At 66.3% G+C, this 20,915-nt stretch carries 17 protein-coding genes; 8 read left to right on the forward strand and 9 right to left on the reverse strand.

The features are described 5' to 3' along the window. The first annotated feature begins 436 nt into the window (after window positions 1-436). Window positions 437-2,458 carry a hypothetical protein gene (locus tag TRD_RS09275; protein ID WP_012642829.1) on the forward strand — a complete coding sequence of 674 codons (2,022 nt, stop codon included), beginning with the start codon at window positions 437-439 and terminating at the stop codon, window positions 2,456-2,458. Window positions 2,459-2,788: 330 nt separating this feature from the next. Here the strand turns inward: TRD_RS09275 and TRD_RS09280 are convergent, their stop codons facing one another. The 3 genes from TRD_RS09280 to TRD_RS09290 all read right to left on the reverse strand — a co-directional run bounded on the left by TRD_RS09280 (window position 2,789) and on the right by TRD_RS09290 (window position 7,323). Further along, window positions 2,789-4,261 (reverse strand): aldehyde dehydrogenase family protein, encoded by a 1,473-nt coding sequence (locus TRD_RS09280; protein WP_012643098.1) that lies wholly within the window; start codon window positions 4,259-4,261, stop codon window positions 2,789-2,791. Continuing rightward, window positions 4,258-5,721 carry an AI-2E family transporter gene (locus TRD_RS09285; protein WP_012642390.1) on the reverse strand — a complete coding sequence of 488 codons (1,464 nt, stop codon included), beginning with the start codon at window positions 5,719-5,721 and terminating at the stop codon, window positions 4,258-4,260. Before TRD_RS09285 ends, TRD_RS09280 begins: the two co-directional genes overlap by 4 nt. A gap of 237 nt (window positions 5,722-5,958) precedes the next feature. Beyond that, window positions 5,959-7,323 carry an MFS transporter gene (locus tag TRD_RS09290; RefSeq protein WP_012642788.1) on the reverse strand — a complete coding sequence of 455 codons (1,365 nt, stop codon included), beginning with the start codon at window positions 7,321-7,323 and terminating at the stop codon, window positions 5,959-5,961. A 235-nt stretch (window positions 7,324-7,558) separates the two neighbouring features. On the opposite strand from TRD_RS09290, the gene pdxH reads away from it, so the two are divergent. The 4 genes from pdxH (at window position 7,559) to TRD_RS09315 (ending at window position 11,623) form a co-directional block, all read left to right on the forward strand. After that, the gene (gene pdxH, locus TRD_RS09295; RefSeq protein WP_012643223.1) at window positions 7,559-8,212 is read left to right on the forward strand and encodes a pyridoxamine 5'-phosphate oxidase; all 654 of its coding nucleotides are present in this window, start codon (window positions 7,559-7,561) and stop codon (window positions 8,210-8,212) included. Between the two features lie 9 nt (window positions 8,213-8,221). Continuing rightward, window positions 8,222-8,641, forward strand: coding sequence for an HIT family protein (locus TRD_RS09300; protein WP_012643108.1), 420 nt, complete (start codon window positions 8,222-8,224; stop codon window positions 8,639-8,641). Window positions 8,642-9,037: 396 nt separating this feature from the next. Beyond that, a complete protein-coding gene (locus TRD_RS09305) occupies window positions 9,038-9,607 on the forward strand; it encodes a cysteine hydrolase family protein (RefSeq protein ID WP_012643066.1) in 570 nt (189 codons plus the stop codon). A gap of 654 nt (window positions 9,608-10,261) precedes the next feature. Continuing rightward, window positions 10,262-11,623: a serine hydrolase domain-containing protein gene (locus TRD_RS09315; RefSeq protein ID WP_052294123.1), complete on the forward strand. Its 1,362-nt coding sequence runs from the start codon at window positions 10,262-10,264 to the stop codon at window positions 11,621-11,623. Between the two features lie 123 nt (window positions 11,624-11,746). Here the strand turns inward: TRD_RS09315 and TRD_RS09320 are convergent, their stop codons facing one another. The 6 genes from TRD_RS09320 to TRD_RS09350 all read right to left on the reverse strand — a co-directional run bounded on the left by TRD_RS09320 (window position 11,747) and on the right by TRD_RS09350 (window position 17,257). Continuing rightward, window positions 11,747-12,526 carry an SDR family NAD(P)-dependent oxidoreductase gene (locus tag TRD_RS09320; protein WP_012643227.1) on the reverse strand — a complete coding sequence of 260 codons (780 nt, stop codon included), beginning with the start codon at window positions 12,524-12,526 and terminating at the stop codon, window positions 11,747-11,749. A gap of 415 nt (window positions 12,527-12,941) precedes the next feature. After that, window positions 12,942-13,826, reverse strand: a complete 885-nt coding sequence (locus tag TRD_RS09325; RefSeq protein WP_012642535.1) for an NAD(P)-dependent oxidoreductase — start codon at window positions 13,824-13,826, stop codon at window positions 12,942-12,944. Between the two features lie 154 nt (window positions 13,827-13,980). Continuing rightward, the gene (locus tag TRD_RS09330; RefSeq protein WP_012642630.1) at window positions 13,981-14,613 is read right to left on the reverse strand and encodes a nitroreductase family protein; all 633 of its coding nucleotides are present in this window, start codon (window positions 14,611-14,613) and stop codon (window positions 13,981-13,983) included. 345 nt (window positions 14,614-14,958) lie between these two features. Further along, on the reverse strand, window positions 14,959-16,476 hold the full coding sequence (locus tag TRD_RS09340; RefSeq protein WP_012643128.1) for a YifB family Mg chelatase-like AAA ATPase: 1,518 nt from the start codon (window positions 16,474-16,476) through the stop codon (window positions 14,959-14,961). A gap of 39 nt (window positions 16,477-16,515) precedes the next feature. Beyond that, window positions 16,516-16,890, reverse strand: coding sequence for a nucleotidyltransferase domain-containing protein (locus tag TRD_RS09345; RefSeq protein WP_012643127.1), 375 nt, complete (start codon window positions 16,888-16,890; stop codon window positions 16,516-16,518). Next, entirely contained in the window at window positions 16,856-17,257 is a 402-nt protein-coding gene (locus tag TRD_RS09350) for a HEPN domain-containing protein (protein ID WP_012643231.1), read from the reverse strand. Before TRD_RS09350 ends, TRD_RS09345 begins: the two co-directional genes overlap by 35 nt. A gap of 402 nt (window positions 17,258-17,659) precedes the next feature. Between TRD_RS09350 and TRD_RS09355 the strand changes: the two genes are divergently transcribed. The 3 genes from TRD_RS09355 (at window position 17,660) to TRD_RS09370 (ending at window position 20,807) form a co-directional block, all read left to right on the forward strand. Next, complete coding sequence (locus TRD_RS09355) at window positions 17,660-18,109, forward strand: Hsp20/alpha crystallin family protein (protein WP_012642607.1); 450 nt, start codon at window positions 17,660-17,662, stop codon at window positions 18,107-18,109. 31 nt (window positions 18,110-18,140) lie between these two features. Then, window positions 18,141-18,812 (forward strand): BON domain-containing protein, encoded by a 672-nt coding sequence (locus TRD_RS09360; RefSeq protein ID WP_012642701.1) that lies wholly within the window; start codon window positions 18,141-18,143, stop codon window positions 18,810-18,812. 657 nt (window positions 18,813-19,469) lie between these two features. Then, window positions 19,470-20,807, forward strand: a complete 1,338-nt coding sequence (locus tag TRD_RS09370) for a BMP family ABC transporter substrate-binding protein (protein ID WP_012642730.1) — start codon at window positions 19,470-19,472, stop codon at window positions 20,805-20,807. The last annotated feature ends 108 nt before the right edge of the window (window positions 20,808-20,915 follow it).

A 20,915-nucleotide genomic window follows, 5' to 3' on the forward strand; every position in this document is an offset into this window, starting at 1 on the left:
CCGTCGAACCCGGTGGAGGGTGCCCCGCCGTCGTGCAGTGTCGACCGGCTGCCACGGGTGCCGTGAGTGCTCGCTCGACCGGGGGGGTGTGTGCGATCGTTTCGCGCGAGCCAGCGGGGGAGTGGCACTCGAACACACCAGTGGGTCTTCCCACACACGCCCTGGGCGTCACGGCGTCGATCGCGCCGCGCTGCGCCTCATTCCCTCTGGCGCTTGAGATTGCAATACGGCCCTTGTAGTATGATGACAGTAAAGACCTTTCGTTTCGAAGGGAGAGGACGAAGCGCCCGGGCAAGGAGCAGGGATCGTGCTCGGGTGCAGCGAGAGGGTAACGGAGTCGTCGCCGCGTGCACCTCCCTGTGGCGACGGGTCAGCCCGTCACGTCGGCGCAGGCTGCGGTGACTCCAACACGAGCGTCGGAAGGAGGCCCGCAGCGATGCGCGCCCGACAAGACGGCTCGACCGTGACCGGCCCGCCAGACCGACAATGGGGGTGGCCATCGACCGGTCAGTCTCTCGTTCGTCTCCTCGTGCTCGGCCTGCTCGTGCTCGCGTCCTGTACCCGCCCGAGCCCGCAGCCATCACCGATCCCGGACACGCAACCGACTGCGACGACCGTCGCCAGCGAGGGTGGACCGCGTCCGAGCGCGGAACCCTCAGGAACGCACCCTCCGGCCGCGCCGGCGCACCCACTGCCTGGCGGACCGCCGAACGAGACGCTGCTCGCGTTCGGCGAGCTCCTGGACGAGGAGGGGCGGCTCTCGCTGGAAACCGCGCTGGCGGTGTTCGCTGGCTCCGTCGCGCCGCTGCCGGGCGTCGTACCGCAGCAGCTTCCCGGAGACGATGCAGCGGCCGTTGGCGAGCTGGCAGCACGCGTCCTCCTCAGCAACCTGGATCGGCTGCCGCCGGAGGTGGCGCAGGCGGTCGAGCAGGCAGTCTACGGAGGGATCGAGGAGTGGATCGAGATTCCACCGAGCGGGAGGACCGGCGATCGCCTCTCGGGCACGCTGGCTGGTGTGCTCGCGCCACCATCGGCGCGAGCGCAGGGGCGAGCCGACGTCGAGCACGTGCGTGCCCTCGTGGAGAACGTCCGGGGGCGCATCGAGGAGCGGGCAGGACGTCGTTTGCGTCTGCCGCTGCGGGTCGGGCTAAATCCCCGTCTGGGCTCGGACACCGATGCAGTCGCGAGCCCGGTGCTCTCCGGAAACAGCCGCGTGATTGCCTGCCGGATCGCGTTCAACCCTGCGATTCTGGCAAACGCGAGCGCGGAAGAGGTCACGGCAGCCCATGAAGTCTGGCACTGCTTCCAATTCGACTACGTCGGGTTAGCGGGCGACGAGCGGAGCTGGCTTGTCGAGGGACAGGCAGAGTGGGTCGGAGCGGCGATCGCGACGGACCCGTCGGACTCCGCACGCTGGTGGAACACCTGGCTCGGCGCCCCGCACGTCTCGTTGTGGCGCCGCAGCTACGACGCGATCGGGCTGTACGCGGCAGCGGAGGCAGCTGGTCACGATCCGTTCGAAGCGATGCTGGAGATGTTCCGACTCAGGAACCAGGAAGCGGTGTCGCGACTCTTCGGCGGTCGGTCGTACGAGGAGGCGCTGCAGATCGTCGCCCAGTCGCTGGTACGATCGCCGGAGTTCGGTCCAGAGTGGGAGGCCAGCGGGCCTGGCATCACCACGGCGCGGGCGACCGCAACGCTCGCCCTCCGGCCGGACGTGCCGGACGTCGAAGCGTCATTGGATGCTGGCCCATTCGGCTCGCTGCCATTGGACGTCTCGATCGATCCAGGAGACCGTCCGCTCGTGCAGGTCACCGTCTTCGGCGAGGGCTCGGGCAGCGTCGAGTTCCCGGGACATGGACCGCTCAGGCTGGCACCTGGTGCCGGGATCTGGTTCTGCCTGCGGCCGGCGGAGTGCACCTGCCCAGACGGTTCCCCACCGCGGGGCGGGGCCGATCCAACCCTGCTGGCTGAGCCGCGCGGCGTCGCCACGGTCTTCGCCCCGGCCGGCGGCACGATCGGGCTGCGGGTGAGGGCGGTCGATCGTGACGAGGCCTGCTCGCGACTGGTCGGTACGTGGACGGCCTCCGTCATGGAGATTCTCGCTGCCAATCTCGCGCCGTATGGTGGGGTGCCTGCTGGGATGGATTGCAGTGGCGACATCGTCATGACCTTCCGGGATGATGGCACTTTCGAACGCTCCTGGCAGGGCGACTGCCAGATGAGCGGCTCGCATCGCGTCAGAGGGGCAGGCCGGCAGACCGGTACTTATGAGGATCTCGGAGACGAGCTCATCTTCCGCGACGTGCGGACTGTCGTGACAGCTGATTTCGGCTTCAGCTTCGCTGTGACGGATGACGGGCGAGCGACGTACCGGATCGAGGGGGATCGCTTGGCAATCCAGTTCACGACCCCGGATGGAGCGGCGATCGTCCATATCTATCGGCGGGCGGGCTAGCATGGCTCCGGCTGGGTCCAGCAGCGCCCGGGCAGGCATCTGCCGGTAACGACGCGGCTTGCGCCCGGCAGCGAGCACCAGCCCGCGGGTCGCGCTGCTCGCTGCCGGGGCCGATGCACCCGACCGGACGACGGGCGCGCGAGCCGAATCGCGCGCCGCGACGCCGCGCGGCAAGGATGTTGAGCCGACGCGGGCCGCACGGGCTCGGAAATCGTCCGGCGAGGGGCAGGCGAGCGCTCCCTGGCTCGGCTCTCGACGGGGGCTCGCTCGTTGGATGGCCCGGCGCGATCAGGTCGACGAGCGCGATAGTCGCACGCTGGGCCGCGGGACTCAAGCTGGTGGCAGATCAAAATAAATGGTCTTCACTTGCGTGAAGAACTCGAGCGCTGCCCGACCTTGCTCGCGCGACCAGGAACTGGAGGCCTTCATACCGCCGAAGGGCACGTGCGGCTCGGCGCCAGCCGTCTCGGAATTGATATGGACTACGCCGGCCTGGATACGGCGCGCGAAGGCGAAGGCACGGCGGATATCGCGGGTGACGATCGAGGCCGAAAGGCCATACGGGACGCCGTTGGCGATCTCGATCGCTTCGTCCAAGCTGCGGGCACGGATGATACCGACCACTGGGCCGAAGATCTCTTCCTGAGCGATCCGCATGCCGGGCTCGACATCGGTGAAGACGGTGGGGGCGACGAAGAAGCCATAGCGCAGGTCTCCCTCGGCCAGTTCATGACCACCGGTGAGGACCCGCGCTCCCTCCTTCTCGCCGATCTCGATGTAGCCCAAAACGCGTTGCCGCTGTTCCTCCGAGACGAGCGGGCCCATATAGACGGTCGGGTCGATGCCAGGGCCGACCTTGAGACTCCGAGCGCGCTCGACCAGCCGAGTGGTGAACTCGTGTAGGAGCGGCTCGAGGACGATGACCCGCGAGGTGGCGGTACACTTCTGGCCAGTCGAGCGGAAGGCACCGGAGGTGGTCAGCTCGATTGCGAAGTCGAGATCGGCATCCTCAGCGACGATGACCGGATTCTTGCCACCGAGCTCGAGCTGCACCCTGGCTCCGCGCTCGCTGGCGATCTGGTAGAGGTGCCGCCCGACGGCGTTGGATCCGGTGAAGCTCACGGCCACGACTTTGGGATGGCGCGCGATCGCTTCGCCGACGACCGAGCCGGGGCCATGCACGAGGTTGAGGACACCGGGTGGCAGACCAGCCTCGACGAACACTTCCGTGATGAGATGGGCCGTGAGCGGGGTGAGTTCAGCTGGCTTGAAGACGGCCGTGTTGCCGAACGCCAAGCAGGGTGCCAGCTTCCACAGCGGGATAGCCACCGGAAAGTTCCACGGTGTGATGATCCCGACGACACCGAGCGGCACGCGCTCGGTGTAGAGAAACGTCTCCGGGTTGGTCGCGGAGTAGACTTCGCCGAGCGGGCGAAGCGGCTCCCCAGCGAAATAGCGCAGAATGGCCACACCGCGCAAGACTTCGCCCACTCCCTCGCCGATCGTCTTGCCCTCCTCGCGGGTCAGCGCCTCGCCGATTTCTCGGGCACGCGCTTCCAGAATGTTGGCGGCTTTATGGAGGATAGCTGCCCGCTGTGGACCAGAGAGACTGCTCCAGGCTGGGAAGGCAGCCGCAGCCGCTTCGACCGCCCGATCGACGTCTTCAGCAGTCGAGCGAGGAAATTCGCCGAGCACGGTACGGCTATCGGCCGGGTCGATATCAGGACGGTACTCACCGCTGGCTGGTTCGACCCACTCGCCACCGATGTAGTTCCGATAGCGCCGGACTGTTCCAGACGTCATGGCACACCCTCCTTCGGCTCCGCAGCGTTTTCGCGGACCGGCCCGACCGGCGAGGTCACCGGCACGGGCCACTCACTCGCAGCCGATCGAGACGTGTCGAGGACGAGGAGGAGTTCGGCATCCGCACCCCAACCGTCCGGCAAGCGCGACACGACGCGCAGGCCGACAGCTGTGGCCAGGCTGGAGGCGACGGGATCCGGGGTAACGACGAGCACCTCGACATCGTGATCGAGAGCGGTCCGGCTCGCTGCCTGAAGAAGCGGAAGATCATCCCAGACCACGACGCCGGGCAGCACGATCAGGAGGACATCGCGTCGGGCCGGAGCAGCGGCGAGCCAGTCGGGCAGAGTGGGGAGGAGCGAGCGGTCACGCAGCATGAGGATTTGGCGCGGTGGCGGGTGGCGTAGTTCTTCCAGCACGGTGAGGACGACGATCTTGAGCGCAGCCAGCACCGGGACAGCGAGGAGGAGGCCGAGAATGCCCGCCACACTGGCACCGGCCAGGATCCCGAAGAGGACAACGACCGGATGCAGCCGGACAAAATGGCCGACGAGTTGAGGGATGACGAAATGATCCTCGAGCAGGCGGAGAACCAGGTAGACGAGTGCGACGACGACCGCGAGCTGGAGGGAGGACCAGCCGAAGGGCGCGGTCCCCTGTGTCAAGGCTACGCTGACGGCGATGGCACCAGCAGTCCACGGACCGATAAAGGGGATGAGCTCGAGCAGCCCAGTGGCGATCGCCAGGGCAAGTCGATACTTGACTTCCAGGATGGTGAGCGCGATGTAGGTGGCCGTCGCCATGATCGCGAACAGGACGAGCTGCGCACGGATATAGGCCCGGAAGGTCGCGTCGACTTGGCCGAGGATCCGGCTCACTGTCTTCTGGTGCCGGCGTGGCGCGAGTGCCCGCAGGCGCGCGACCAATGTGCGGCCCTGCAAGAGACCGTAAAAGCTGACGAGGAAGAAAACGAACGACTTGATGAGCGCCTCCACCGTTGCGAGGACGAGTGGAACGGCCTCGCGACTGAACCGCTCGGCGAGCGACTGCGCAGCAGCGTCCAGACGGTCCAAGAGTCCGCGCGTGTCGATGGCGAGTTCGCCAAAACGGAGTTCGGGGGCGCGCGCGAGCCGCTGCTCGATCGTCTCGATGACGCGGGGGACCGTGGTAGCCAGCGCCTGCGCTTGCTGGGCCAGCGAGGGAGCGAGCAGGAGTCCACCGAGAACCAGCAGGCCGATCAGGACCAGGTAGAGCACGAGGACAACGGCGATCCGCGGAAGACGGAGGCGTCGCTCCAGCCAATCGACGAGCGGGTGGACCAGGTACGCGAAGACTGCGGCGACGATGAAGGGGGTGAGGATATGGGCGAGGTGGAGCAAGGCCCAGCCGAGAACGAGCGCGACGAGCGCGGTGACGAGAAGGAGTTCACGGGACTGCCGGACACGATCGAGCACGTGCATGCTGTTCGGACTCGCCCCGTTCCAGCCCTCTGCCTTGCCAGCGGAGGGAGGATCGCACGTTCCACAGGCGCATTCTACCGCAGCAGGACGCGTGTCGCACTGCGAGCGCGGACAGCATGCCGAGAGGACTCGCAGAGCGGGAGCGGTGCACCCATGTCACCTCCAGCCTGGATCGGAAGCCAGGGGCGATCGTCCCGCACCCGTGCTGGTCGGGTGCACGGGGTACCGCAGTGGTGTTCACGCTGGCTGGCGACGGGACGCTGGCAGGAGACCGCTGGCCAGCAGCGCGAGCAAGGAAAGCGCGAGCGCGAGCGCGAAAACCGCTGAGTAGCCAAAGCGATCGACGACCAGGCCACCGAGCATCGGCACGAGGGCAACGACGCCCAGGATCGTATTGGTGACGCCGACGAGTGTCGGACGCTCCTCGGGGTGAGCGAGCTCGAGCACCGCCGTGAAGTTGGCCAACATCTGTGCCGAGAGCGTCACGCCATAGGCGACAAAAACAAAGGCGAAGGTGACGAGGACGACCTGCTGTGGATCGTCCAGGCGCGGCACGAGGTGCTCCCAGCCGAGGATCGGTTGAATCCCCAGCGCGACGAGCGGCATGAAGACGCGCACCAGAGTCGCCAGCTGGAGGAGTTGACGGTTGCCCCAATGCTGGACCACCCAACCCCAGAGCGGATTGGCGAGGATCCGGGCGAGAGCGGAAAGAGCAAGATAGAAACCGACCGTTTCGGCGGGAAGGCCGAGCACGCGCTGCGCGTACACGACGAAGAAGGGGTCGGCAATCGTGGACAAGGCGAGGAGGGAACGAAAGACCAGAAAGCGACGAACTGGGCGGCGCGCGAGGAGGCGCGGGAGCTCGGCCACCCAGGAGGCAAAGGAGCGTGGCCGAGGCGGAACAGGACGCTCGACGATCCAGAGCGTGGTGTAGGCCGCGAGGGAAAGCGCAGCAAACGAGGCAGCAAAGAGGACGGCAAAACCCGCCTCCCCGAACACCAGTGCCCGTTGGACAGCGAACCCAGCAGCGAGCGAGAGCACAGCGCCCCACAGATTGCGCTGGCTGAAGAAGAAGCCACGCCGATCAGGCGGTACAGCACGAGCAGTAAGTTCCACCAAGGGAACGAAGGCAAAACCGGCAGCGAGGTTGTAGACCGCATAACAAACGAAGAACACAGTGAGCAGCGTCGGGCTCGGGCCAACACCATGAGCGAGCACGACCGCGGCCAGGATAGCGATCGCCAGGGCACGCACGATCCCTCCCCAGGTCGCCCAGGGGAGCTGGCGGCGACGCCCCTCGACGAACGCGGCCGCGATCGCCTGCGGCAGGAACCAGAGGCTGACGCTCATCGCCGGGACGAGTCCCACGAGGAGGCCGCGCTCGGTCAACTGGGAGACGAAGACGGTGAGGACCAAAACGGGGTGGATGAGCGCGTCGCCGAGCAGGAGCAAACCGCCGTTAGCCACGCCGAAGAAGAAGCTCTGCTGGAGACGCCGCCGCTCAGAGGACCGCGGACGGGAGACTGTCGGCTCGAGAGCGGGTACGGATCGTCCACCCGGGTCATGGTCGCTCATGGTCCGGACGAAGGTCTCCTTTCGCACACCGATCCCGCGCTCATCCTATCGCACGTTCGCCCACTGGGCGAGCGCGAGGAAGGTGGGTGCGGGCAGCACGACCAAAGCGGCCGTTCGCTGGCAGCGGGTTCTCGAGGAACGAGGGCCGGGCACCGGTACCAGGCTCTCCTCTGCTTTTCACGTGCCCTGTTGGCATGGAACCCAGTCGGCGAAGCGGGGACCCGGTATGCTGAAGGAGAGGAACAGCGTAACGAGGGAAGGTGTGGAGGAGCGCACGGTGCTCGATTTGCTGCAACGGTGGGAACACACGGATCATCCACTCCGGCGGCGCGATCTCGCGGACGATCCCCTGGAGCAATTCCTGCGCTGGTACCAGGAGGCGCAAGGGAGCGGCCTCCGTTACCCGAACGCGATGGCGGTCGCGACCGCAACTGCGGATGGTCGTCCATCCGTGCGGATGGTCCTCTTACGGGGAGTCGACGAGCGGGGGTTCGTCTTCTACACCAATCTGGAGAGCCGGAAAGGTCGCGAGCTGGCCGAAAACCCCCGGGCAGCCTTGCTTTTTTACTGGGAACCGTTGGAGCGGCAAGTGCGGATCGAGGGTCGGGTCGAGCTGGTCACGAGCGCGGAAGCGGACGCGTACTTCGCGACGCGCCCCAAGGGGAGTCAGATCAGTGCCTGGGCCTCGCGGCAAAGCGAGCCGATCGACTCGCGGGAAGCACTGGAGCGACGGCATGCGGAGTTCGCCGAGCGTTTCGGCTCGGGGCCTGTTCCCCGACCAGCCTACTGGGGCGGGTATCGCGTGGTGCCGGACGCATACGAGTTCTGGCAGGGACGCCCGGACCGGCTGCACGACCGGTTCCGTTACGAGCGCAGTGCCGATGGGATCTGGGTGATTACCCGGTTGCAGCCGTGAGGTGACGGCATGGAAGGCTGTTCGTTTTGCCGGATCGTGGCCGGAGAACTGCCGGCGGCACGCGTGTACGAGGACGAGAAGGTCATGGCGTTCCTCGATCACCGGCCACTGTTCTTCGGGCACACGCTGGTGATCCCACGACAGCACGTGCCGACGCTCGCCGAGCTTTCTGGAGACCTGCTCGCACCGCTCTTCGGGCTCGTCCAACGCCTGGCACGGGCGATACCGCTGGCGCTGGAAGCGGAAGGGACGTTCATCGGGATCAACAACCGGGTCAGCCAGAGTATTCCGCACCTGCACATCCACGTCGTCCCGCGGCGTCGTGGGGACGGGCTGCGTGGATTCTTTTGGCCGCGCCGACGGTACCCGAGCGAGACGGCGATGGAGGAGACTGCTGCTCGCCTCCGTGCCGCCTTGCAGCACGTCTGAGGCAGAAGGCTGCGGCGAACAGCGTCCGCGAGCGCGGGACCGGCCGCGGGGCGCTTCCTCGCTCGACACCTCGGCTGCGATCAGCTGCCGAGTCCGGCTGGCAGGGAACAGGCGTGGGTACACGGTAAAAGGCACGCTCGCCCAGCAGGGCATGGACAGCAGCATGCGGCCGGCGATGATCGGGTCGTTCCCGAGCGTATCATAAGCGGGAACGCTCGCTGCTTCTCTGGGACACTCGTGGTCCAGTCAAACGATCACCACGCGCATTCGGCCAGTCAGCGTGCTGCTCAGCCAGCATCGTACCCCGCGATGCGTGGCAGGCAGAATCTTGACAGAACAGTAGCGAGCGGGGTATCGAGAACACAGGAGAGTCGTCCGATCAGGAGGGAGGACACGATGAAGGCAGCGGTGCTCGTGATCGATATGCTGAACGACTTCGTCACCGGCAAGCTGGGCAACGAGCGGGTTCGGAGCGTGATCGATCCGCTCCAGCATTTACTCGAGCGGGCACGAGCTTCCGGCGTTCCAGTCGTGTACATCGGTGACGCGCACCTGCCGAGTGATCCCGAAATGGCGGTCTGGGGCCCGCACGCGATGAAAGGGACCAAGGAAGCGGAGACGATCCCGGAGTTGGCTCCGCAGCCCGGCGACACCGTGCTGGAAAAGCGCACCTACAGCGCATTCTACGAGACGGGGCTCGACCTTTTGCTGCGCTCGCTCGGTGTGGATACAGTCGTCATCACCGGGTTGCACACCAACATCTGCTGCCGCCACACAGCAGCTGATGCCTTCACGCACGGCTACAAGATCATCGTCCCGGAGGACTGCGTCAACGCGTTCACCGAAGAAGAGCATCGCGAGGGGATCGCCTACCTGCGGCGAGTCTACGGCGCACGCATCACGACGAGCGAGGAACTGGCACGCGAGTGGGAGCGGGAGCCCCAGACGGCTGCCACGAAGGCCTGATCCGGAGCGGGGGATCGCAGGCGCAGCGCCGAGGCATCCCGCATCCAAGCCGATGCGCGCCGGTCGGTCGATGGGGTGAACTCCATCGCTGCACCGGCGCACAGGCAGCCCCGCGACAGTCCCGCGGCGGTGACGCTGCAAGCGATCTCCGCCGTTCGCCCTGCCGCACTCGGGGATGGATCGACTCACCGGGCATCGCCGTGTCGCGCCTTGCATGGCCTTCTCTGGGACAGGCGAACCAGCCGGGACGCCCGCAGCACGAAGTCGTGGGTCGCCGATCGCTCGCGGCAGCGCGCAGGTTCCAACCGGCGGGTGGAAGAAGCACCGCGCGCACGCTCGGTCGCCGAAACGAGTGCCGCTTTTCCGGTGCGAAGATCCGCACCTCATCTCGACACTGGTCACGGCCTGGTCATCCCCGGGCTGGAAGAGGTCGATACCCGATCCATCTGGTAGGCCAGTGAGCAGCCGCGCGCGGGGCGTCGGCTGCTCCGCTCGTCGCTGAACAGGCTGCTCGACCACGTGAACGACAAAGAGTCGCTGATCGGCATCCACCTGAGCGATCCGTGCGCAGCGCGGATCAGAAGCGAGAGCCCTTGCCAGAAGCCCTGCCGAGCGCGAAGCTGACCGGGGAAGCGAGCGAGGGAGGAATAGCCGATGAGAACGACGAGCGACCTTCGGGAGGTGATCGAGCGCGCCTGCGCCAGCACGGGAGTTCCCGGCATGGTGATCGGGATCCTGACACCCGACGGGCGCGAGGTGGTGACACACGGGGTCGCCAGCCTGGAAACCGGTTGCCCCGTGCGACGCGACACGCTGTTCCAGATCGGCTCGATCAGCAAGGTCTACCTTGCGACGCTGGCGATGCGCCTGGTCGAAGAGGGGAAACTCACGCTCGATACGCCGGTGGCGAGCGTCCTGCCGGAACTGGAACTCGCCGATCGGGAAGCGCAGCAAGCGATCACGCTGTGGCATCTTCTCACCCACACCAGCGGGATCGAAGGGGATCGCTTCGACGACTACGGGTACGGCGACGATGCCCTGGCACGCTACGTGGCCGGTCTGGCGAGCGCCCGACAGATCCATCCGCCGGGTCAGCACTGGAGCTACTGCAACAGTGGTTTCTCGCTCGCCGGGCGGCTGATCGAGGTGGTGACCGGTCGCTCGTTCGAAGCAGCGATGCGCGAGTTGATCTTCGGACCGCTCGGTCTGGAACGCAGCTGCTTCCTCGTGCAGGACGTCCTGGGATACCCGTTCGCGGTCGGGCACCGGACGGACGAGCACGGACACGTTGGCGTGGTCCGCGACTTTGCGCTGCCTCGCAGTGTCCATCCGGCTGGCGGCGTTTGGGCGACGATCGACGACCTCCTCGACTTCGCAGCCTTTCACCTCGGTTTGCGTCCGGTGGCAGCGCCGCCGATCTCATGGGACAGCATCACCATGATGCAGGCACCGCAGGTGGCAGCCGCGAACTGGGCCGACTGGTACGGTTTAGGCTGGGCCATCTGGTCGATCGGATCCGTGCGGGTGATCGGGCACGGAGGCTCGACGAACGGATACCAGGCGCATCTCGTGCTGTTGCCCGAGGAGCGGGTCGCGATCGCCAGCCTGACCAATCACGAGCAGGGGAGTTCGGCCTACCTCGAGGTCGAAACCTGGCTTTTGACAGAACGGTTCGGCATCCGGCCACCGGCACCCCGGCTGTGCACGGTGTCCGAGCGAGAACTCCAACGGTATGCGGGCACCTACACCTATCCGTTGGCTCGCTTGACGGTCCGGGCAGTGACGGGTGGGCTGTGGCTGGAGGCGGTCCAGACGCGCGGGCTGAGCCGCGAGGCGCGCGAGCGCCCGTTACCGCCGCTGTTTCTCCGGCCGATCGGCGAGCGCGTTTTTGCGACCGGACCGGTACGGGCTGTTCCCAACCGCGTGGACTTCATCTTCGATGGGGACAGTGAGCATCCACGCTGGGTCCGGGCCTTCGGTCGCTTGGCCGAGCGAGACGCGATCCAGGAGTACTGACGCACCGCACGCCCGACGAGCGATGCCGGGAACGGGCGGCGGAGCGCCACGCGTCAGGCGCACCAGCTCAGGCATGGGCAACGCGTATCGGGACGTGTGCCGGCGCGGCCGAGACGCTGCCTCTCACCAGGCCGTCCAGCCACCATCCACCGGCAGGGTGACACCAGTGATCATGCCCGCGGCATCGGAAGCGAGGAAAACGACCGCCGCGGCCACTTCCTCGGGCAGACCGAGTCGACCCAGCGGGATGCGCCGAAGCACTTCCTCGCGGAAGCCAGGAATCCGCTCGAAGTAGGGACGGGTGAGCGGCGTCTCGACGAAAGTCGGCGCGACGGCGTTGACGGTGACGTTGTACGGCGCCCACTCGATGGCGAGGACTTTGGTGAGCTGGGTGACTGCTCCCTTGCTGGCGCAGTAGGCTGCGCGGTCAGCCATGCCGACCAGTCCCATGGTAGAGCCCAGATTGACGATGCGTCCATATCGTTGGACCACCATGTAACGACCGACAGCTTGGCAGGTGAAGAAAAGCCCCTTGGCATTGGTATCGAGGATCGTGTCCCAGTTCTCCTCCGTCACCTCGAGCGCTGGCTGCGGGATATTGAGACCGGCGCTGTTGACCAGGATATCGATCCGGCCGAAGACACTGTGCACGCGTTCGGCCATCGCGCGGATCTGGCCGACGTCGCGCACGTCGACTGCGATCGGAAAGGCGCGGCGACCACGCTCCTCGATCGCTCGGCAGACCTCCTGCAAGCGATCGAGCGAGCGGCTCGCCACGGCGACATCGGCACCCGCCTCGGCAAGTGCGACCGCACAGGTGTAACCGAGGCCGGACGACGCCCCGGTGACGAGCGCGACCTTGCCATCGACGCGGCACTCGAGCAGAACGCGTTCGCTCTTCATTCTCTACCTCCTGATCATCCCCCGACCGTGCGACAGTGTGACCGAGGAGCCGACGAGCATGCAAGACACCTGGTAGCGGGCGATCAGCGAAGCGCGAGAGGCGAAACTGTTGCGTTTTTGTAACACTCCTCTCTTGCAGCAGAGCGCTGGATGCGTATGCTGATAAGCGAGGCCCCGACGATTCGAGGCCGGGAATCCGAAACCCGCAAGGGGAGTAGGAAACCCGAACCGAGGATCGTCGAGGTCTCGTTTCGTTCGAGCGCTCCGGCGATACTGGCCAACGGGCCGACGCTCTCCGGGCGAGAGCAGCTCACCGGCAAGCCGGTTACCAGCGCGCGTGGCCAGCGACCGCTCGCCGGTGCTGTGGGCACGAGCAGATCAGCCCCGCCGGGAAAGCTCCACGTCTGCCGATGCGCTACTCGGGTCGATGCAGCCCAGCATGCGCTTCCACGACGCGCAGGAGCGAGGTGAAGTCGAGTTCGGCCTGGCCACGGGCCATCGCCTCCAGCGCATGCTGATGGACGAGGTCGGCGATCGGTAACGGCGTGTGCGTCGCTTCGGCCAACTCGAGCGCCAAGCGGATGTCCTTGAGCCCGAGCGTGAGGCGAAAACCTGGTGGTTGGAAGCGCTGCTCGAGCAACGCGCGACCATAGCGATCGGCGAGCGGCGAGGAAAAGACAGCGCTGGCGACCTCGAAGAAACGCTCGCGGGATACGCCCGCCTTGTCGGCCAAAACGAAGGCCTCGCTCAGGAGCTCCACCAGCGAGAGAATGAGGAAATTACCAGCGATCTTGACGGCGTGCGCGTGCTCCGGCCGCTCGCCGATGACGAACTGCTGGGAACCGAGCGCGGCGAAGGCCGGCTGCAAGCGTGCGATCGCACCGGGCTGCCCAGCGATCACCAGCCGGAGCGCGCCCTGCGCGGCAGCATCGGGGCGACCGAAGACGGGGGCAGCGACATAGTGCTGCCCGCGCGTGCGGTGCCGCTCGGCCAGCTCAGCCGAATAGCGGACGCTGAGCGTGCTGGACGCGACATGGATGCCGTCGCGCGGGAGTCCGGCCAGGATGCCATGCGGTCCGGCGACGACTGCCTCGGTGGCAGCATCGTCGGCCAGCATGGTGAAGACGACGCCCACTTCCGCGGCCTCGAAAGGGGTGGCAGCACGCTCGGCGCCGAGTGCAACCAGCTCGTCCGCTCGCTCCGGTGTGCGGTTCCAGACGACGACGCGGTGGCCTGCTCGCAAGAGCGACTGGACCATGCCGCGTCCCATGTTGCCCAGCCCGATAAAACCGATGTCCATCGCCCGACCTCCTCGCCGCAACGACTCGCTCACCTGGTGGTAGCGTACCCGGGCGGTCACCAGTCGGCGAGAGGACAGGGGGAAGACGCGTGGAACTTGGAAGAAACAGCATGCGTCGCAGACCGGGTCCGCGCGTTGGTTCTCGTGGCGGTCGTCAGTCGTGTCGCGCGGGCGAGTGATCCAACGTCGCGAGCAGGCGATCGCGAGCGGCAGCGGCACGCTCGGCATCGATCCACTCGGTGCACGTGCTCGCCGGACGCCGTGCTGGTGGTTCGGGCAGAGCAGCCGGGTAGCCGATATAGACGAAACCCGGCAGAACTGCTCGATCCGAGAGACCGAGGAACTCCTTGACCGCTGGATCCTCGATCGCCCGGCCGGTCCGCCAGATGGCACCGAGTCCGAGCGCATGGGCAGCCAGGAGCATGTTCTGGATCGCTGCCGCACCGGCTGCCAACTCGTCCAGCAAGGGACGAGCCGGATCGGGCTCGACAGCGACCGCGATGAGCACCGGTGCGCGGAGCGGCTTCTGGCGGATCGCCTCCCGCTTGGCGGGTGTGAGGGCAGGATCGCGGGCCAGCACCTCGCCCAAGGCGACCCGGGCCTCACCAGTGAGGACGAAGAAGCGCCAGGGTTGCGTGAGATGGTGATTGGGTGCCCAGACAGCCGCCTCGAGCAGCTGCTCGATCAGCTCGCGCGGCACCGGATCGGGCCGTACCTGCTTGACGCTGCGGCGATTACGGATGGCCGCGAGGACCGCTTCAGCCACCTGGATCGTCGTCTCCGACACGCACGCCTCCCCGTCATCTCGAGCCAGCAGACGATCACCCAGAACGAGGGTAGTCGATCAGCGGCAGCGCTGGCCAGCAGTGTCGCCCGCAAGGCCCGTTTGCATGGTCAGGGATCGAACGAGCGTTTCACCGGCAGGGCCTCTCGTACCATCCACGGAAAAAGCGCGCACGGTCGGCCACTGTGCGGCGGCCGAGGGGCGCGTGGAAACCGAAAGCATGCTGGCCAGCCGTCGGACGCGCGGCGGTCGCTCCTCGCCGGGGCCGCTCACGATGCGCAGCGGGTCGACGCCGACGGCGTTCGCGAGGTGGTGCGAGCCGGGAGCCAACGTACTGCGACCAGGCGATCAGCCGACCTCCTGCGGCCGGTACTGGAGCGCTTCGGCGACGTGAACGGCGGCGATCCGCTCCGCGCCAGCGAGATCAGCGATCGTCCGCGCGAGCTTGAGGACGCGGTGATATCCCCGCGCCGAGAGCCCCAGCCGCTCAACTGCCGTACGGAGTAAGCGCTCGCCCGCCTCGTCCAACCGGCAGTACCGACGGATCTCGGCCGGGGTCATCTCGCTGTTGAGTCGCCGCGAATCGCCGAAGCGGAGCTGTTGCACGGCTCGGGCGGCTTCGACGCGAGCCCGGACCGCCGCGGAGGGCTCTCCGGTCCGGTGGTCGGCCAGCTTGTCGAACTCGACGCGCGGGACAGGCAGGTGAATATCGATGCGGTCGAGCAGGGGACCGGAGATCCGCTTCTGGTAGCGCGCGACCTCGTGAGGGCTGCACCGGCAGGCGCGAACCGGGTCGCCGTGGTAGCCGCAGGGACAGGGATTCATGGCGGCAACGAGCAAGAACGAGGCCGGGAAGGTGACGGCGCCACTGGCGCGCGAGATGGTGACGAGGCGGTCCTCGAGCGGCTGGCGAAGGACCTCGAGGACCCGCGGGCTGAACTCGGGCAACTCGTCGAGGAAGAGGACTCCACGGTGTGCCAGCGTCACCTCGCCGGGCCGGGGCCAGGCACCACCACCGATCATGCCGGCGAAGCTGATCGTATGGTGCGGTGCGCGGAACGGTCGGTGGCGGATGAGCGGTGATCCGCTGGGGAGCAGCCCGGCGACCGAGTAGATGCGAGTGACCTCGAGCGCCTCCTCACGGGTGAGCGGCGGAAGAATGGTCGGCAAGGCGCGAGCCAGAAGTGTCTTGCCGGCACCGGGAGGTCCGACGGCGATGACGTTATGTCCGCCAGCTGCTGCCAGTTCCAGCCCGCGCTTGACGTGCTCTTGTCCTTTGATCTCCGCGAAATCGATCCCGCTCAGCGGCTCGTCACCCAGCTCGATCGGCGTCGGCGGGAGCGGGGCGATCGGTGCCTGACCGTCGAGATGCGCGAGAAGTTCGTTCAAGCTCTGGACGGGGATCACTTCGATCCCCTCGACCAGCGCGGCCTCGGCTGCGTCCTCAGCGGGGACGATGGCGCGACGCAGCCCGTGCTCGCGGGCGATACCGACCATCGGCAGGATACCAGCGGTATGACGCACCGTCCCGTCGAGCGAGAGCTCGCCCAGCACGACCGTATCGGTGAGATCGGCACTGACCTGCCCGCTCGCCAGCAAGATACCGAGCGCGATGGGAAGGTCGTACGCCGGTCCCTCCTTGCGGATATCGGCGGGAGCGAGATTGACGGTGATGCGACCGCTCAGCGGAAAGCGCGCCCCGCTGTTGCGGATCGCTGCGCGGACGCGCTCGCGCGCCTCCTGGACAGCGGCGTCCGGCAGGCCGACGATGGTCAAGCCGGGATTACCCGGCCCGATGTCGACCTCGACTTCGACCAGCACCCCTTCCAGGCCGACGACCGCCGAGCTGTGGACACAGGCGAGCACGCGAACTCCTCTCGTTCCGGAACCGAGCCGACACGACGCTCATTCTACTGCCTGGTCGGCCCCTGGAGAAGGACGGTCAGATGGGGGTGGATAGACGGCGATGGCCGGCCGAGTCATGGCCGCGAGGGTCGGAGCGAGCTGCGCTGCCTGGGATTCAGTGTAGACGTGCGGCTCGACGCGCGGCAGACCAGCGGCAGTGAGCACGCGCCAGGCGACCGCGAAGGCGTCCGCGCGCGGTGGGTCAGCGTAGATCACGAGGACGTCGACATCACTGGCCGCTGTGGCGCGACCTTGGACCCAGGATCCGAAGAGGACGAGCCGGCGCAGCGGCAACTCCTCTGCCAGCGCGCGGGCAGCCTGCTCGAGCCGAGCCACGAGTTCAGGAAGCGTCAGGTCGGGCCACGAGACGCGCACAGAAGTCGAGGATTCGTTCGGCATGGGCGAGAGCCCTTTCCGCTTCCGCTCGCGTGTAGAGGATGCGGGGAGCGCCTGCTGGATGCGCATCGGGATTGCGAGCCGCGATGTATCCCTTGTCGAGTTCGAGCGCGGCAGCGATGAGTTCTTCGGGAACCGGCAAGCGCTCGGCCAGCGCCCGGAGCAGCCCGGCCACCGCATAGCCCCAGGCTTCCGCCCCGAGTCGTTGGAGCGCAGCCTTGACCGCTTTCTCGGCTGCTTGCTGGGCTGCGAAGACTGTCCAGTCGAAGAAACCGCCAGCGAAAGCGTGACGGGCTAGCGCGAGATCGCCCGCTGCCCGCTCGGGCCAGTCGCGACTCCGTTCCACGTGCATCCTCCGGCGTCGAGGATAGCAGAGTGGTCGACCGGCACGACACCCGCACCCGGGCAGCGTTGCACTGTCCGGAGACACGAGCGTGGAGTTGGCAACGTCACCGAGCGAACGACGCAGCGGAGTGGGACGGTGGCTGGCGCAGCTCGTGCGCCTGTGCTACAAAGGGCTGGACACCACAGCGCGAGCGGAGAAATCGCGAGAATGGGTCGGCGGCTGTCCGCACGCGACACTGGGGGTACTGACGAGGCCTGACGACACGGGAAGGCGGAGGCCGTTACAAAATCGTTACAAATCGTGTCCGAACCCTTGACATGAGTCGTATCAGTGTGCTAAATATGACCCAGGAAACGACGAGGCGATCGAATGACTCGTCGGGTACAGAAAGGAGGGACGGCGATGTTGGAGCGGTGGAACCCCGTCGCGGAGGCAGAGCGGATGCTGACCGAGATGAACCGGTTGATGTCGGAAGTCTTCGAGCGACCGCTCGTGCGGGCACGACTGGTTGCCTGGCGGCCAGCGACCGATGTCTACGAGACGGGTGATGCGCTGGTCATCCGCTTGGCGGTACCCGGAGCGAGGCCGGAGGACCTGGAGGTCACGGTCGAGCAGAACGTGGTCACGATCCGCGGGCAGTACGGTTACCGGCTGAGCGAGGAGGAAGCAAAGCAAGCGACCTGGTACCGGCGGGAGATCGCGAGCGGTGAGTTCGCTGAGAGCATCACGCTGCCCGTGCCGGTCAACATCGAGGATGCTAAGGCAACGGTCGAGAACGGGATCATCACGCTGACCTTCCCGAAGGCTGAGGAAGCGCGCGTCAAGCGGATCCCGATCCAGGTGGCACGGTGAGTCCCGGGACAGCGGAAGGGAGGGAGGAGCAATGGCACGGGTACGGACCGACGAGGAGATCCATCAGGACGTCCTGGACGAGCTCGATTGGGACCCGGAGGTCGACGCCAAGGACGTTGGCGTGACGGTTCATGACGGCGTGGTCACGCTGACTGGAACCGTCGACAGCTTCTTGAAGAAGTGGGCTGCAGAGCGGGCGGCCTTGCGGGTCGAAGGGGTGCGCGCGGTCGTCAACCATATCGAGGTGGTTCCACGTGGTCTGGGCGTACGGACGGACGAGGACATCGCCCGGGCGGTGGCGACAGCGCTGGAAGAGAACCCGGCGATTCCGCACGAGCGGATCAAGATCCGGGTCGAAGAAGGCCGGGTGACGCTGGAGGGCGAGGTCGACTGGCACTACCAGCGACGCGAAGCCGAGGAGACGGCGCGGCGCATCACTGGCGTCAAGTCAGTGATCAACCTGATCACGGTGCGGCAGCCGACGGTCGCACCAGAAGACATCAAGCGGCAGATCGAGCAGGCCTTCGTGCGCCATGCCGAGATCGATGCCGAGAACATCCAGGTGCGCGTCGAAGAAGGTGGACACGTGATCCTCTCCGGGACGGTGCGTTCCTGGGCCGAGCGCAAGGAGGCCGAGGAGGCAGCCTGGCGCGCACCAGGCGTTACCAAGGTGACCAACTTGATCCGCGTCCAAGTACCGTGAAGCCAGTCCAGCGAGTACACGGGCCCCGGGGGCAGCCCAGGGGCCCGTTCTTCCTGGTCACGACAGGGCGATCGAGCGTACGCAATGCGTTCTCGAGTCCGTAAGGAGAGCAGCAGCCCTCGGGAGCGTCGCCACCTCGGGCAGTTCCGGGTCGTTTCCCCGACAGCTGTCGGGAATCGGTCGAGACGGGTCCCAACGCGAGGACGAAACCTGATCACAAGCGACCCCGCACGAGTCACGCACGGGGCATGCTGCTCGATCGCTTCCACGGGCAATCAGGCAGTCTGCACCACACCGACTCTTGACGAGCGGGCTACTTGCGCGTACGCTACTGATGTGGCTTCCGGGAACGGTTGGGCTGAACGGCGAAGGCGATACGAACCGGCAAGCCACGAAAAAGCGAGATGACGATGTTGCGCGACGCACAAGCGGCGGAGCGTTTGGTGTTTTCTTTTTTCGTTACGCAGATTGCGGCGAGAACGCGCGCGGCGAGACGCAGAGTTCTTCAGCGGGACGGAAAGGGGGTGCGAGAAGCGAGCGGGCCGGGTAGAGTCAGTGTTCTCATCGAGATCGAGTTCGCGCGCGGACGTAGCGGGAGATACCGCAAGCGGTAGACGACCGAGAGCAGTGTTGCACATGCACAGAGGAGGAGACCCGATGGCTGACGAGACCCGGATGTTTGGGCGGACACTTTCCCGACGCGCTGTTTTGCGGGGGGTGGCAGCCGGACTAGCGCTACCTGCAGTGAGCGCGCTCCTGGCTGCGTGCGGCGGTCAAGCCACGCCGACACCAGCCCCTGCGCCGGCACAGACACCGGCTGCGGCCCAAACCCCGGCAGCAGCGGCGACACCGGAGGCGAAGCCGGTCACGTTGGCGATCCTGCACTTCAGCGTGATCGAAGGAACCACCTGGTCCGGAGCCCATGACCGGGCGGGCAAGCGACTGGCTGAGAAGTACCCGAACCTGAAATACATCTACCGCGAGCAGGTCGGGCCCGACCAGACCGTTCCCTTCGCCGAGGAGATGATCGCCAAGGAGCAGGCCGACATCATCGTCGGCAATGCCGAGTTCATCGGGATGCCACTGCTGGATATCGTCGATAAGTACCCCGACAAGATCTTCGTCGCGGTGACGACCAGCGACCTGACCACGCGGCCCAATTTCATCCGCATCTTCCCGCGACAGTACCAATCGCTCTACCTCGAGGGGCTGATCGCAGCCGCGCTCACCAAGACGGGGAACGTCGGGATCGTCTCGGCCTATCCGAACCTGCAGGTGTTGCGACGACAAGCCGGCTTCGTGCTGGGTGTGCAGGAAGCAGCCAAGAAGCTCAATAAGGATGTGAAGGTTCATATCAAATACGTCGGTGACTGGTACCTGCCGGCCGAAGAGCGAGCCGTCGCCGAGACGTTGGCTACCCAGTACAACTGCGACGTGCTTACCCAGCAGACCGACTCGGGTTCGACGCTCGACGTGTGCAAGGCACGCGGGCTCTGGTTCGTCGGCAAGGACATGGACACCGTCTGCTTCTACAAGTGGGCGACCACCGACACGGTAGCCATTTCCTTCGATACTCGGTGGGAGGTCATTTACGATAAGATCATCCAGGCTTTCCTGAAGGGGGAGAAGCCACCGGAAATCATCTTCCCGGGCATGGAGTCGTCGATCACGCTGGCCGACGGGACCGAGGTCACGACGACCGACATCATGAACGACTGCAAGGTCGGCGTCGATGCGATCAGCCCGAAGGCCCGGGACCTGCTCCCGAAGGAGATCATCGACCTGGTCGCGGAGCGGCGCGAGGGGATGCGCAAGGGAACCTTCGATCCCTTCACGGAGCACGCACTGGTGAGCAACGGGACAGGGCTGGAGGTTGAGGGGCTACCCATCCCGCCGAAGGGGACCGTGGTCAAGAAAGCTGGAGAGAAGCCGACCGACGAGTTCCTGCTCCAGAAGATCAACTTCGATCTGGACGGCGTCAACATCCTGCCCTGAGAGCGAGAGACGGAAGGATGCGTCGACGGGCGAGAGTCGAAAGGCGTGGGCGCGCTGAGCCGACCCTCGCCCGTCGCCTGTTTCTGTAGGCTTACTGAAGCATGGGAG

Origin of the sequence: Thermomicrobium roseum DSM 5159, from assembly GCF_000021685.1 — a bacterium.
Taxonomy (GTDB): Bacteria; Chloroflexota; Chloroflexia; order Thermomicrobiales; family Thermomicrobiaceae; genus Thermomicrobium; species Thermomicrobium roseum.

Coding starts and splice junctions, on each gene's coding strand:
- TRD_RS09275 (WP_012642829.1), top strand. CDS start 437: ATGCGCGCCCGACAAGACGGCTCGACCGTGACCGGCCCGCCAGACCGA.
- TRD_RS09280 (WP_012643098.1), bottom strand. CDS start 4,261: ATGACGTCTGGAACAGTCCGGCGCTATCGGAACTACATCGGTGGCGAG.
- TRD_RS09285 (WP_012642390.1), bottom strand. CDS start 5,721: ATGCACGTGCTCGATCGTGTCCGGCAGTCCCGTGAACTCCTTCTCGTC.
- TRD_RS09300 (WP_012643108.1), top strand. CDS start 8,222: ATGGAAGGCTGTTCGTTTTGCCGGATCGTGGCCGGAGAACTGCCGGCG.
- TRD_RS09305 (WP_012643066.1), top strand. CDS start 9,038: ATGAAGGCAGCGGTGCTCGTGATCGATATGCTGAACGACTTCGTCACC.
- TRD_RS09315 (WP_052294123.1), top strand. CDS start 10,262: ATGAGAACGACGAGCGACCTTCGGGAGGTGATCGAGCGCGCCTGCGCC.
- TRD_RS09320 (WP_012643227.1), bottom strand. CDS start 12,526: ATGAAGAGCGAACGCGTTCTGCTCGAGTGCCGCGTCGATGGCAAGGTC.
- TRD_RS09325 (WP_012642535.1), bottom strand. CDS start 13,826: ATGGACATCGGTTTTATCGGGCTGGGCAACATGGGACGCGGCATGGTC.
- TRD_RS09355 (WP_012642607.1), top strand. CDS start 17,660: ATGTTGGAGCGGTGGAACCCCGTCGCGGAGGCAGAGCGGATGCTGACC.
- TRD_RS09360 (WP_012642701.1), top strand. CDS start 18,141: ATGGCACGGGTACGGACCGACGAGGAGATCCATCAGGACGTCCTGGAC.
- TRD_RS09370 (WP_012642730.1), top strand. CDS start 19,470: ATGGCTGACGAGACCCGGATGTTTGGGCGGACACTTTCCCGACGCGCT.